Source organism: Bacillus sp. FSL K6-0268 (genome assembly GCF_038005425.1).
Taxonomy (GTDB): domain Bacteria; phylum Bacillota; class Bacilli; order Bacillales; family Bacillaceae_G; genus Bacillus_A; species Bacillus_A thuringiensis_S.
In genome coordinates, this window is the sequence record NZ_JBBOTF010000004.1 from 89,144 (window position 1) to 101,494 (window position 12,351).

Sequence of the window (12,351 nt, forward strand, 5' to 3'; positions counted from 1 at the left end):
TGAAAGTGATACTATGTGAAAAACCGCAACAAATGAAAAGTTATTCCGAAGCATTTCAAAGTGCTAAACGAGAAGGTACACATATTACGGTGAAGGACAAAGAAATCTTTGGAGACGAAGAAGTCGTCATGATTTCGGCACTCGGTCATCTCATCGAATTATGTAACCCTGATGAGTATAAAGAAGAATGGAAAAACTGGAGTATGGACCAACTGCCTATTATTCCAGAAGAGTTTAAAATGAAGGTGTCAAAAGATAAAAAGTCGATTTTTCAAAATGCGAAACAATGGCTACAAAAAGCAGATGAAATTATTATTGCGACTGATCCTGCTAGAGCTGGAGAAGCGATTGCAAAAAATATTATTATTATGGCAGGCGTGAACGACAAACCACAAAAACGCTTGTGGGTTAAGAGTATGACCAAGGAAGCTGTTCGAAAAGGATTTCAAAACTTGCGAGATGCAGAAGAAACATATAGTTATTATTTAGAAGAACAAGCCCGCTCTGTTAGCGATTGGATTATAGGCATGAATGCCTCACGAGTATTTACGTTGTTGTTCCGAGACAAGAAAGGCGTGAAAGAGGTGTTCAGTGCAGGACGGGTACAATCAGCTTTGTTACACTTAATTCGCCAACGGGAGAAAGAATTAGAGCATTTTAAAGTGCAATCATTCTATGAAATTCATGGGCATTTTAATACGAATGGAATACCCTATGTCGGAAAACTCCTCCAAGATCATAACATGATGAAACTCCATTCAAAAGAAGAAGCACAGGAAAAGTTGCAACAATTGCAAGAGCATACAGCACGTATACAAAAGGTGACAGTGGAACAAAAATCGAAACAAGCGCCGAAATTATATAATCTGTCGAGCTTACAAGCAAAGCTAAATAAAAAATATAAATATAGCGGAAGCCGAACAGTTGCCAGGTGTTCTAGAAAAGCTCGTGAACATTAAAGATTATCAAACTCTGATTGAAAAAAAAGAAAGAGACATGATTGTACAGCAAAAAGCATACGTGGACGATGAAAAATGTGGAGACCATTATGCACTGATTCCCACGAATCAAGTTCCTAACCTAGAAAACTTATCCAAAGAAGAAAGATGGCTCTATGATGAGGTTGTACGTAGCATCATAGCAACGTTCTATGAACCTATGACGTATAATCAAACAGAACTGTTCACTGAAGTGAATCACGAGGTTTTTAAATCGACAGGGAAGCAAATCACCCATCTTGGATGGCAAGTCGTGTTTGGAAAAGAGGAGGAAGAGAATCAAAAAGAACAGACTCTTCCTCTTGTAGAACAAGGTCAATCTGTAGAGAAAACAGAGATCAAGTTACATGAAGGGAAAACACAACCTCCTAAACTATATACAGAAGGGCAACTGATTACAGTAATGGCAAAACATGATATTGGCAGCGAAGCAACGAGATCAGGAATTATAGAGAGAATCAAAACACTGTTGTATATCAAAATTGAAAAGAACATTGTACATGTAACCAATAAAGGGAAAATGATGGTGGAAGCCATTAAAGATACTGCAATCGGTTCATCAGAATTAACTGCAAAATGGGAAGTATATTTGAAGGGAATTGGAGAAGGGAAGAAAAAGGATAAGCCTTTCGTAGAAACCTCCAAAAAGTTAGCGCAGAAACTCATCAACGAAGCAAAAGACCAAGTAAACTCATGGGCAATAAACGATTTTGTGGAAGATAGAAAAAGTGAACATCATATAGGAGAGTGCCCATCCTGTGGAAAGCCAGTCGTAGATAAGAAAACGATATATGGTTGTTCAGGATATGCGAAGGATAGTCTAAAGAGTTGTAAGTTTTCTGTTTCGAAAGAATTTTTAGGACAGAAAATTAGTGAAAGTAATATGATAAAGCTGTTAGAGGGAAAGAAAACGACGTTGTTGAAAGGGTTGAAAGGAAAATTAGAAAAAGAATTTGATGCGTATTTACAATTAGATGAAGACAAAATTCAGTTTGTATTTCCGAAGAAAAAGAAAGTAGCCCAGACATGAATGAGAAAACGACTGTATCATACAGTCGTTTTCTGAAAATAGATAAATACAAATGAGTAGTAACTTGCTATACAGTTAAAGGGAATAATATACATCATACCATGTTTCTTAGAAATAAAGATATGTAATAATGCATATCTTTATTTTAGAATGGCCCCTTCTTTTTTGGCAGAAGCTAGCTGGGGGTATGGGGGCTAGTCCCCATGATTGACGTAACGATACATGAAATACGTGGAATCAATGGACGATCGTACAGGCGGTTCGGCACGTACAATATGACGTGTAAGCTGAAGAACGCAAAGATTTCCTTTTTTGTCGTCAGCTTAGCAACGATACGTTGACGTGCCGAAAAGAGTTGGGCAAGGATGGAGAGGGCTGCGAAACAAGGTGAAGTGGCCCTTCTCCAAAGGTGGAGATTTTCTGAAGAGAAACGGAAGAAAATACGACCTGTTCCTTGCGGAACTGTTAGCCTTTTGGGGGATAGTGGCATAGTCTGTCATTGAAAAAATGAGAATATGGTATAATAAAAGAATAAATAACGGTGAGAAAAGTGAGGGAGAACGATGAAAAATCATGATATCGTGAATGGTCAAATTCTCCAAACGAACAAGAAATGGTCACATTTGAAGCAGAATCAGAAGAATTTGATCGCAGAATGGCTACAAGAAGAATATCGAGGTTTTATCGCCATGTATTTGAGAAAACCTAAACGCTTTGAAGAAGAATATATGATAGATAGTGTGATGGAACGAATGCAGGCATGTGATATTTGGATACCGTATGTAGAAGTAAAGACGTATTTCACACGTAAAAAGGGAAAGTGGTATCGGAAATTAGAAAGTGAGTTAGAAAACAGAAGAATCGAAGAAGAGGAACAGATTCGATTAAAAAATGAAAGAATCGGAACGCCGATTTGTTAAGGTAAATAGGGATGTATGAGAAAAGACGTACTGAAATACAGTACGTCTTTCTGTGTCCGTAAGCCTTTCGGGAGAAAGCGCAATTCCAATGTTGATTGTGTCAGATAATCGGTATACAATTGTTATAGATGTAGGATGGAATTGCTGTTTTTACTATATGTGAAATCTGTTTTTTTATACGTTTTCTAGGTGATGTATGCCATTTTATTTTTGAGAGAAATCATAAAATAAGGACAAAACGATGTATATTTGACATGTCTTGCCCTCATTTTGAATGGAGTTAAGGAAAAATAAGCAATGACAATCCCGCGAAATAGTGTAGTTTTGGTGCAAATAACAGTAGTAGCATGGGATTGTAATGTTAGGGTGTGCAAAAAGAAAAATTTTATGCGAAAATGGTTATAAAAACCATTCTATGAAAAAATATGGTAAAATAGAAGGGATATGTGTATAGAGATTTGAATTCGGTTCTTCCGAATTCGAATCTCTCCACTATCAAGAAGAAAGATAGCGCATGACAAGAACGACTAATGGATCTAATTCTTGACTATAGGCGACAACTACAGGATGTGTGAATCCATATAGCTTTGTTAATTTCCGAAGTATTTTTTGTTTCTTTTTCATTTTCTTTTGTAAATAGGCAATATAAGATGTAGACATGAATAGCCTCCGATGCTGTATACAATATGTTATACAGTATACATACATTTCATCGGAATGAAAACGGTAACGAGAGAGAAAATATTCTATTTGAAAAGGGGAAAAATAGAAGAATGAAATCAACAGGTATTGTACGGAAAATAGATCAGTTAGGACGGATTGTGATACCGAGGGAAACGAGGCGTACGCTTGATATCCACGAAAAAGATGCCATAGAAATATTTGTAGAAGAGGAAAGTATCATTTTACAGAAATATAAATCGGATGGTACGTGTCTCGTAACAGGAGAAATTTCTTCCCAGAATATCAAACTAGCAGACGGACAGTTAACGTTGAGTCCAGAAGGAGCGAAACAGCTTCTGGAGGAATTAGAACAGTATCTGGAAAGAGTTTGAGAATACGTGGGGGGAATGGCGGATGGAGAAAAAATCACAACCTGTTTTAAAAGAAAGAGCTAGAAATACCGTATCGATGCAGGAACGGTTATTACAAGAAGTCATACAAAAGAAGAAGGTTATTTCGTTGATTTTAATCAACGGATTTCATATGAAAGGAATCGTAAAAGAATATGATGCATTTTCTATTTTGGTAGAATCCGATAACAAAAATCAATTGATCTATAAACATGCGATTTCAACGATTCGCCTCTAACAGAAAAGAAGCATGTTAGAAAACATGCTGCTTTGGTATACGAGATAGATACATAGTTAGTTGCTTACGGCTTCTTTTAAGTGTTTCCCAGCTTTAAAGGCAGGTACTTTTCTTGCAGAAATGGTAAGGGATTCTCCCGTATTTGGATTCCGTCCTTCTCGTGCAGCACGCTCTCTCACTTCGAATGTACCGAATCCAATCAGTGGGACAGTCTCTCCTTTTTGCAACGCTTGTTGAATGGATTCTAATAGGGTATCTACAGCTAAACTGGCTTGTGATTTTTTTAGTCCTGTTTTGACTGCTACTTGTGTAATTAATTCTGTTTTATTCATATAGCACCTCTTATTGTCAATTGTATTTATTTTAGTATAAGGGGAGAAAGAGAACGGTGCAAGATAGTTTGTACGTGTAACATGTTAGATTTTTTGCGAACGAAAAAACGTGGATGTGAGAACATACCCTGAACAAAGAAGGAGGCGAAAGAAGATGACAAATGTTTTTTATATGGAGCTCAATGATCTGAATCATGAACTCGAACGAAGTGCGGAAATACTGAGGGTATTGGCACATCCTGTTCGTCTACAAATTGTACATCAATTAGTCAGGAAACAGACTTTAAATGTGACCGAATTACAACAGATTTTAACATTACCGCAATCTACGGTTTCACAACATCTCCATAAAATGAGAAATCATAAAGTGTTATCACATGAACGCAAAGGAACAGAAGTATTTTATCGAGTGGACGATAAACAAGTGAAACAAGCGCTTTACGTACTGATGGGCTGAATAGCGCGATTTTGTGTACCTAAAGTTATGTTCGGATACAAAATAAAACGAGGAGAGGGGTTCTTCTATGGGTGGAAATTTATATGACACGTATATCACAATAAAAGAAATTATTGTAACTACTCAGCTTCTTCAAATAAAAAAACAGGCCAAATACATGTTTCCGATTCGAAAACATGAAAAGAAAATACTCCAATCAGAGAAAGAATCTATGCCAAATAGAGAAATTCTCTTATGAAGTCGTGTTATTCCAAGGAACCGTTCTAGTTTCTATGACTTGGTTTATCGCTTGTAAGACCGATTGTTTTTGTTTTTTCATGGTACTCATAAAGCTTCGTATCTGACAAAAAGATTCTGCGCCTTTCTTACTTCGGAAAGTCCCAGACACTTTCTGTTTTACTTTCGTCATCCGAATATCCCGTTCTGCTTGATTGTTATCAAATGGAATGGCTGGATGTTCTAAAAACGCTAGAATTCTGTCAGAATACTTGACGAAGCGATTCCATAAATTTTGAGAAGGCGTCTGCTTTCCTTTCTTCTTTTGTTTCGTGGAAAGAATCTGTTGTTCTTTCAATATGGATTGATACATAATAAACAGATTCTTTTGCGTCGCTTTTGGCATGGTACCTTCGGATTGCTTTTTCATCGTCAACGCTTGCGTTAGAAATTTCTGCATCTGTTGTGCCCATTGTTCTCCAGTACTATCTATAATTCCTTGTAAATCTCGTAAGAGATGGGCATTACATAAAACGTGACGACAATCTGTATACGCATCATACGATTTCCAACCATCATGCATCGCAATTCCAGAAAAAGATGGCAAGATTTCTCCAGCATCCATTGCTTCTTTTCCACGTTTTTGATGAATATGTTGCAATGTCACCTCCGGTGTACTGGCAGTATGTAACCATTGTGTTTTGTTTTCTACACGCATACCAGTTTCATCAAAATGGACAACAGGAGACTGCAGAATCTTTTCCTTTACTTCTTTTATGAATGGCTGCAATTGAGAAGCGAAAGCCTGTGTATGATTTACCAGGGTTCCTTCGCTTATAGAATGTCCAAAACAATCCTGAAAGAATTCTTTTGTTCGCTTCAAAGAAATGCATTGATAATGCGTTAAATAGGGAATCAGTCTTTTTATATTTGGACCATATTGAACAGGACGAGATACTGTCGAAGGAAATTGGGCTTCTTGGATAGAATGGCAATGTGGGCATTCTTTCTGTTCTACTTTATGTTCTGTCACTTCGATCTGAATAGGTGGTAAGTCATACACTTGGCGAATGCGATACCCTTTTACAGGCTCGTGGTTCAAGGAAGTATGACAACAAGTACAATATGTAGGAGAATGTGTAATCGTATGATCTGGAGTCGCTGTCAAACCAAGAGTATGTCCCTTGTGGCCCAACTGGCCACCCGTTTGACGATGAGACGGTTTGCGCAAACTTTTTGTAACGGGCTTACCCAAACCATCTGTAGAAGGTGGCTTATGACTATTTTTGGAGTTTTTTTTTGAAGCATTTTCTAGTTCTTGTATACGTTTTTCTAACTTAGAAAATGTTTCTTCAAATAAAGAAATAACAGCTTCAGGTCCTTTTTTATATGTATCTAAAATAATTTTTCGATCGACCATAAGATTCACCTCCCCTGTTTGATATACTCAGTATTTACAAATGGGAGGCATATGAAACTAGTAAAATTTAAAAAAGACACCGAAAGGTGGCTGAGTAGTTACAAATTATTTTTATCCATGCCTATGTGACAGGGAAAGAAATTCCCTCTTCACAAGCATTACAAATGCTAGGACAATTTGATCCGGAAGAAATCCCAGGCACAATGAGAGAAACACGTCGGTATCGTATACGGAATAATGGAGAAGAATTGTTCCAATACTATAGACAGAAACATCCGAAATTATTTGAGAAACAAAGATTATGCACGTACGAAGAGTTGAAGCAACGAGCGGTGTCTTACTGTTCGGCCCATTTGACGATTCACATGTAATTCAGGAGGTACAGGATCATGTTCTGTTCACTTGAATACTACCCAATAAATGGTGATTAGATCCGATTTATTAGCCGAGGGTGATAAAAACGAACGCTCAGATTCCTCTATAACGAAAGAGAAGAAAGCACCGAGTCCATTTGACCTTTAAAGATAAAAAGCGTCCATACGATTAGATAAGGGGATGAAAAGATGGGTAGTAAAAAATCAGTGAGAATAAGTGCATATACAAGTGGTTTGTAAAATTTCACGTACCATAATGAAAAATAAAACACACCCTCAAAAAAACAACAAAGGTTGCTTCTTCTCTCCTTTTTCAGCTACAATAGATATATATCTTCTTTGCCCATTCCCTCTAAAAAGACCTGCGGTAGTATGTCAACTGAAAAATAATATATTTTGAAGTTATCAAAGGACAAATTGCTTAAAAAAGACATCACGAAACTAGACCAGCACCGCATGTAAAATACTGGAATTGATTGAAAGGTAGCGATGACAAGTTTTATGTCACACTTTCACACACCTTTCAGGCGTAAAGAGTTGGTGATTACGTAGTAGCGCATCCACCAATCGCACAAATTTTCTTGCGGTTAGAACGAGTGCACGTTTGTGTTGATGTTTTGGTACTTCATTATACTTTTTTGCGTAATATTCTTGGTATTCCAATACATGCTTTCTTACAGAGTTGGCGGCTTCAACTAAGTAATACCGCAAGTAATGATTCCCATTACGAGATAATGAAGTATTTTCAGCGGTGAACCGGCCAGACTGGTATGTACGCCAATATAACCCGGCATATTTTGCGATTTTGGTTTCATCGTCAAATCTTTCGATTTGGCCAATTTCAGCGATAATACCAGCGGCATATATAGGCCCGATTCCAGGAATGGATTCTAATGTTTGCGTTAATCCAGCCATGATCCGCTTAATAGATTTTTCTAGTTCTTTAATTTGTCTTTGATAGGTACGAATGATTTCGATTGATGTTCCTAAAAGAATATCGATTGAGTCTTCTACCACCTTATCTAAACGGTACGACGTGCGAACAGCCTTTTGAATGGTTGATGCGACACATTTCGGGTCACCAAATCGATTTTTACTCTTTTCCTGTAGGAACTCAGCGAGTTCCTCTAAAGGCATGTCAGCTAGCTCTTCTAGACTGAATTTTTCAAGGAACAATTCCATCATGGCGTTACCAAATATAGAAGAATCGACTTCTTGTGAGAACGTATTACATTTATAACTTAGGTGTTGTAGAAAATGTTGTTTCTCCTTTGTCAACATTCTAACGAGTTGATAACGAGCTCTTGTTAATTGCTGTAATGCCACGTATTGACTTTCTTTCACGATGGACATTTGATTTCGCCCAAATCGTAAATAATCAGCGATGACAAAGGCATCAATTTCGTCAGTCTTATTCATGTCTGAATAACTTTTCTTGAAGTTTGCGACTTGTTTTGGATTTAGAAGAAATACCTTTGTGCCAAATCTTTTTAAGTCTTCGTCATGATGGAGAAACATGGATGGGTGAAAACTGTAAACAGATGTAGATTCTAAGCCGATTTTTAAAGTTTCAACCTCTTGATTGGTTGTGCACTGTAATAATCGTTCTTTAAGTACCTGTGCACCTGGTAAGTCATTACTGACTGAAAAAGAATCTAGCTTTTCTCCTTCACCATTTAAAAAGCAAACTTTCATATCAAACGAACTTACATCTAGACCAACAAATAATCTCACGTAAGAGACCTCCTTTCGATTTAGAATCATTGCTTGGACGTCTCGAGATATCTCTAGTGTGTACGCCGACCAACAACCTCGTGTATAAGAGCTAGTCCTGAATCGAAAGCCGCCCTAGAGCTACTAACATCTAGGTTCGAGGATCAGGCTGCTCAGCCTGCGAGTAGGGAGCCCCGCGCGTTCACTGAGAAACACTCTTTTCGTGTGGTAAATCCACAGGGGAATACAGAATTGTCCCAAATGATCCTAAGACCATTATCTAGAAATATCTTGAGACGTCCAAGTATTTTCTTTATTACTGGACTCTTATTAGAGAGAAAAACTAAGCCTGAGATAGGGCTTAAATATTAATATACGAGGGGAATAACAAAAAACATATAGAATATGAAATAAGAAAGGTGACTCACTTTATGACGCAACCTTTAGTGAATTTGCGAGTCGATTATGCTTTCAAACAATTATTTGGGGTACAAGGACAAGAGGACTTATTGATTTCTTTCTTAAATGCGATCTTGCATGAGTCATTATCTACACCGATTATATCGTTAACACTTGAAGATCCCCATATTCATAAAGAATATGAAGAAGATAAATTATCCATACTAGATATATTAGCTACACTTCAAGATAAGACCAAGGTAAATGTGGAAATTCAATTACGAAATACACAAGAAATCGTCAAACGTTCCCTTTATTATTGGAGTAAACTGTATACATCTCAATTAGTGCAAGGTATGCCTTACCGTTCTTTGCGAAAAACTATTACCATCAATCTATTAGATTTTAAGCTCTTTCCTCAGTATGAAGATGTGCATACAGTCGGACAGTTTTGGAGCAAGCAACATCAAGACGTGTTGCTTGAAGATCTGGAAATTCATTTCATTGAGATCCCTAAATTGTTACAACAATGGAGAAAAGAAGAAATTAATCTGTGGGAAAATGAATTTGCTCGTTGGTTACTTTTACTGCCAGCGCATGAGGATGAACATTTGACCCACACATTGGAGGACATCGCTATGAAACAAGATCCAGTGTTACAAAAGGCCATCCACAAATGGGAAAATATGAGTCAGAGTAGTTCTTTCCGTCTCGCATATGAAGCACGTGAAAAGGTGTTATTTGATGAACAAGCGAAATTAGCACATGCTCGTGAGGTTGGGATAGAAGAAGGTATGGAAAAAGGGCTTCAAGAGGGAATTGAAAAAGGAAAAGAAGTAGGCATTCAAGAAGGTAAATTAGCCGAAAGAGAGCAACTTATCCGTGGCATGCATAAAAATGGCATGGATATCGAAGATATTGCCAAGTTTACGAATATGGACCTGTCGGATGTACGCCATATTTTGGAACAATAACAGAGAGACATCCCAAGCGGTGGGGTGTCTCTCTGTTATTGTCTTATTATTCAGAATATTTATGATTCATTTCTCCCTTATCAAACAATTGATTATACTGTTCCTGTATACTTTGGAGTTGTAAATGTAGTCCTTTTGCCAGTGGTGTCATTTTGAGGTCTTGTTGTAAAATGAGCAATAACTGAGACACTTTTATAAGCATCTCGTGAATCTCATATGATTCTTCTATCAAACCCTCTATAGAAACCTGCTGAAGAATCGATTCAATTCTGCTCATTTTCCAATCAATTTCTTGTAACAATTGTGTAGAATTACCAGACCATGACTTATCCACGTATAATTCCTCTCCTGTCTTTCTATATCTATTTGTATCCAACTTACTGATAGTTTTCATGTTACTATGGAAAAATAGAAAAGGAAATCTGGAAATTCAAACGATACACTTCTTCTGTTACATTCTTTTTAATTGTTTTTATAATTGAAATTTATATATGTATTACTATTCCTGTAAGCTTAGTGGTATATGGTATAAGCATTCCGAATTTCTATTAAAATATCCGCAATTCGTTTGCCATTTTTCAAAATCACGTGATTTTTTGTATACTCATCTATACATTGTCCTAATTCTTGATTGAACATGACTTCTATTTCACCATTTTCTCGCATGTTACTCGTTAATAAGGTCGGCTCTTTACGTAACAAGCAATACAATTGTAAGGTTTCAGCCAATACTGTCACTAATGGTCTCAATAGAATATCATGGTGTGGAAGCATATCAGCAGCAATTTGTTTATTTAAAACAAATTGAATGCCATTTTCTTTTACATCAAATTGATATAAGAAAATCATTTACACATAGCACATCCTTTTCATATGATGTGTGAAGATATAAGAGAGAATAAGAATCGTATAACTGTTGTATCATCCGCTTATTCCCTCAACTGAATAAAAGAATGGTCTATATTCATTATATATCAGGGGAAGTCACTATTCAATTTGTTATTTCATTTTAGCTGGATATTTCCAATCGGGCTTATCTTTTTTATCAGGGTTTATATTTTTTGTTTTGATTTCTTTTACCCTACTTCATTCTTCACCTAGCTTACGGATTGCATGTTTACACTATCTATGCCTAGTATACGGTGAACATTATGGACAAAAGAACTTCTCCCTAATGTATGTGTCGTACCAAAGGGAACGCCTAATTCTTTTGCTATCCGTACCACACCTTTAGAACCGGAGGTTGCACCACCATGTCCCATATGTTCTAACATGAGTATGACAATATCTGCATTCCGTATCATTTTGCGTAATGTAACTTCTCGTTCCTTTTTCCCATGCGCCCACTGAAAATTTCCACCTCTAACGGTAATTTCTTCTTCAATGGCTGCTCGACCTGGTTCAAATCCTACCATCAAAATTGTCTTTCCTTCCAACGTTTGTACATACTCTTTTTGATTTTTTTCTTGCTTTCTCTTCATACGGGCTGGTTTACTAAAATCATTTACAAAACTAGACGGATACGTCCAAGCAACCCTGACAATGTCTGGAGAACTCTTGGAATAGGCAAGATCAATAATATCTCCCTGGATGACAGAAGCAGCATCTTTTGGCGGAATCCAAAATCGATAAGGAGCTCCATTGACATATATACGATTCTGTTGCATGTCTTTCTCCACAAAAAATTGTTGGCGTTCTTCATCATATTCTACAATGGCATAGGAACAACAACCACGTTCTTCATTTTGTGGCATATGTCGTCTTTCGGCCACTTCAAATCTATGCTTATACCGTCCATCCGACACAGATGCATTTTTTGTTACATACACGAAATCCCCATGTTCTAATTCGAGCGCTCTGACAATTCGTTCGGGAACAAAACATCCTATTCCTTGTAATTCGCCTCCCTTTAATTTACGCTGAAACACATACGATTCTCTCTTTTCAAAAGGTTCTGTTTTAGCAAGAGAATGTGTATGAAGGGTATTCGTCTCTGGTTCTGTGAGTTCCTTCTCTCTATGGGGTGTTTGTACGATGGTTACATCTGGTAAACGAAGGATATCTTTCATCACATGTAGATAGCTCTGTAGAATCTCCTCAGTTTTCACAATTGATTGTTCCTGTAATTCTATTTCACAAATGACCGCTTCCATACCTTTCTTTAGTTCCGACAAAATGTTTTGTTTATCCATCTTTTCCACCTCTCT

The 12,351-nt window shown here is 37.1% G+C and carries 15 protein-coding genes and 1 pseudogene; 9 read left to right on the forward strand and 7 right to left on the reverse strand.

The features are described from left to right. Positions 1–32 precede the first annotated feature (32 nt). The 3 genes and pseudogenes from MHI28_RS34630 to MHI28_RS34640 form a co-directional block, all read left to right on the forward strand. Positions 33–1,572, forward strand: a pseudogene (locus MHI28_RS34630) (DNA topoisomerase); the annotation flags it as partial. A 138-nt stretch (positions 1,573–1,710) separates the two neighbouring features. Next, positions 1,711–2,028, forward strand: coding sequence for a topoisomerase C-terminal repeat-containing protein (locus MHI28_RS34635; RefSeq protein WP_340829132.1), 318 nt, complete (start codon positions 1,711–1,713; stop codon positions 2,026–2,028). 563 nt (positions 2,029–2,591) lie between these two features. Beyond that, complete coding sequence (locus MHI28_RS34640) at positions 2,592–2,948, forward strand: transposase (protein WP_065486610.1); 357 nt, start codon at positions 2,592–2,594, stop codon at positions 2,946–2,948. A gap of 495 nt (positions 2,949–3,443) precedes the next feature. Here MHI28_RS34640 and MHI28_RS34645 read toward each other — a convergent pair whose 3' ends face one another. After that, positions 3,444–3,608, reverse strand: a complete 165-nt coding sequence (locus tag MHI28_RS34645; protein WP_065486608.1) for an aspartyl-phosphate phosphatase Spo0E family protein — start codon at positions 3,606–3,608, stop codon at positions 3,444–3,446. Between the two features lie 113 nt (positions 3,609–3,721). Between MHI28_RS34645 and MHI28_RS34650 the strand changes: the two genes are divergently transcribed. Both MHI28_RS34650 and hfq read left to right on the forward strand, forming a co-directional pair. Then, the gene (locus MHI28_RS34650) at positions 3,722–4,003 is read left to right on the forward strand and encodes an AbrB/MazE/SpoVT family DNA-binding domain-containing protein (protein ID WP_000843032.1); all 282 of its coding nucleotides are present in this window, start codon (positions 3,722–3,724) and stop codon (positions 4,001–4,003) included. A gap of 22 nt (positions 4,004–4,025) precedes the next feature. After that, on the forward strand, positions 4,026–4,259 hold the full coding sequence (gene hfq / locus MHI28_RS34655) for an RNA chaperone Hfq (protein WP_061659251.1): 234 nt from the start codon (positions 4,026–4,028) through the stop codon (positions 4,257–4,259). Positions 4,260–4,315: 56 nt separating this feature from the next. On the opposite strand, the gene MHI28_RS34660 is transcribed toward hfq, so the two are convergent. Then, a complete protein-coding gene (locus MHI28_RS34660) occupies positions 4,316–4,591 on the reverse strand; it encodes an HU family DNA-binding protein (RefSeq protein WP_061659252.1) in 276 nt (91 codons plus the stop codon). A gap of 154 nt (positions 4,592–4,745) precedes the next feature. On the opposite strand from MHI28_RS34660, the gene MHI28_RS34665 reads away from it, so the two are divergent. Then, the gene (locus MHI28_RS34665) at positions 4,746–5,048 is read left to right on the forward strand and encodes an ArsR/SmtB family transcription factor (RefSeq protein ID WP_065487137.1); all 303 of its coding nucleotides are present in this window, start codon (positions 4,746–4,748) and stop codon (positions 5,046–5,048) included. 67 nt (positions 5,049–5,115) lie between these two features. Further along, on the forward strand, positions 5,116–5,286 hold the full coding sequence (locus MHI28_RS34670; protein ID WP_340829116.1) for a hypothetical protein: 171 nt from the start codon (positions 5,116–5,118) through the stop codon (positions 5,284–5,286). Here the strand turns inward: MHI28_RS34670 and tnpC are convergent. Next, complete coding sequence (tnpC, locus tag MHI28_RS34675) at positions 5,281–6,684, reverse strand: IS66 family transposase (protein ID WP_100910632.1); 1,404 nt, start codon at positions 6,682–6,684, stop codon at positions 5,281–5,283. The two genes, MHI28_RS34670 and tnpC, sit on opposite strands and share 6 nt — an antisense overlap. A 125-nt stretch (positions 6,685–6,809) precedes the next feature. Here tnpC and MHI28_RS34680 point away from each other — a divergent pair, with 125 nt between their 5' ends. Continuing rightward, positions 6,810–7,055, forward strand: coding sequence for a hypothetical protein (locus tag MHI28_RS34680; RefSeq protein ID WP_340829119.1), 246 nt, complete (start codon positions 6,810–6,812; stop codon positions 7,053–7,055). Positions 7,056–7,562: 507 nt separating this feature from the next. Here MHI28_RS34680 and MHI28_RS34685 read toward each other — a convergent pair. Next, the gene (locus MHI28_RS34685) at positions 7,563–8,792 is read right to left on the reverse strand and encodes an IS110 family transposase (RefSeq protein ID WP_100909797.1); all 1,230 of its coding nucleotides are present in this window, start codon (positions 8,790–8,792) and stop codon (positions 7,563–7,565) included. A gap of 410 nt (positions 8,793–9,202) precedes the next feature. Between MHI28_RS34685 and MHI28_RS34690 the strand changes: the two genes are divergently transcribed. Beyond that, positions 9,203–10,144: an Rpn family recombination-promoting nuclease/putative transposase gene (locus tag MHI28_RS34690; RefSeq protein ID WP_127064315.1), complete on the forward strand. Its 942-nt coding sequence runs from the start codon at positions 9,203–9,205 to the stop codon at positions 10,142–10,144. 46 nt (positions 10,145–10,190) lie between these two features. Here MHI28_RS34690 and MHI28_RS34695 read toward each other — a convergent pair whose 3' ends face one another. The 3 genes from MHI28_RS34695 to MHI28_RS34705 all read right to left on the reverse strand — a co-directional run. Further along, positions 10,191–10,478, reverse strand: coding sequence for a hypothetical protein (locus tag MHI28_RS34695; RefSeq protein WP_065486599.1), 288 nt, complete (start codon positions 10,476–10,478; stop codon positions 10,191–10,193). Positions 10,479–10,657: 179 nt separating this feature from the next. After that, entirely contained in the window at positions 10,658–10,993 is a 336-nt protein-coding gene (locus tag MHI28_RS34700; RefSeq protein ID WP_127064286.1) for a hypothetical protein, read from the reverse strand. A gap of 248 nt (positions 10,994–11,241) precedes the next feature. Then, positions 11,242–12,351, reverse strand: a 1,110-nt coding sequence (locus MHI28_RS34705) for a hypothetical protein (protein ID WP_340829123.1), incomplete at its 5' end; no start/stop codon positions are given.

What these genes read in the sequence shown, in the direction of transcription:
- MHI28_RS34665 (WP_065487137.1), top strand. Translation starts at nt 4,746, where the DNA reads ATGACAAATGTTTTTTATATGGAGCTCAATGATCTGAATCATGAACTC.
- MHI28_RS34670 (WP_340829116.1), top strand. Translation starts at nt 5,116, where the DNA reads ATGGGTGGAAATTTATATGACACGTATATCACAATAAAAGAAATTATT.
- tnpC (WP_100910632.1), bottom strand. Translation starts at nt 6,684, where the DNA reads ATGGTCGATCGAAAAATTATTTTAGATACATATAAAAAAGGACCTGAA.
- MHI28_RS34640 (WP_065486610.1), top strand. Translation starts at nt 2,592, where the DNA reads ATGAAAAATCATGATATCGTGAATGGTCAAATTCTCCAAACGAACAAG.
- MHI28_RS34690 (WP_127064315.1), top strand. Translation starts at nt 9,203, where the DNA reads ATGACGCAACCTTTAGTGAATTTGCGAGTCGATTATGCTTTCAAACAA.
- hfq (WP_061659251.1), top strand. Translation starts at nt 4,026, where the DNA reads ATGGAGAAAAAATCACAACCTGTTTTAAAAGAAAGAGCTAGAAATACC.
- MHI28_RS34700 (WP_127064286.1), bottom strand. Translation starts at nt 10,993, where the DNA reads ATGATTTTCTTATATCAATTTGATGTAAAAGAAAATGGCATTCAATTT.
- MHI28_RS34650 (WP_000843032.1), top strand. Translation starts at nt 3,722, where the DNA reads ATGAAATCAACAGGTATTGTACGGAAAATAGATCAGTTAGGACGGATT.
- MHI28_RS34660 (WP_061659252.1), bottom strand. Translation starts at nt 4,591, where the DNA reads ATGAATAAAACAGAATTAATTACACAAGTAGCAGTCAAAACAGGACTA.
- MHI28_RS34645 (WP_065486608.1), bottom strand. Translation starts at nt 3,608, where the DNA reads ATGTCTACATCTTATATTGCCTATTTACAAAAGAAAATGAAAAAGAAA.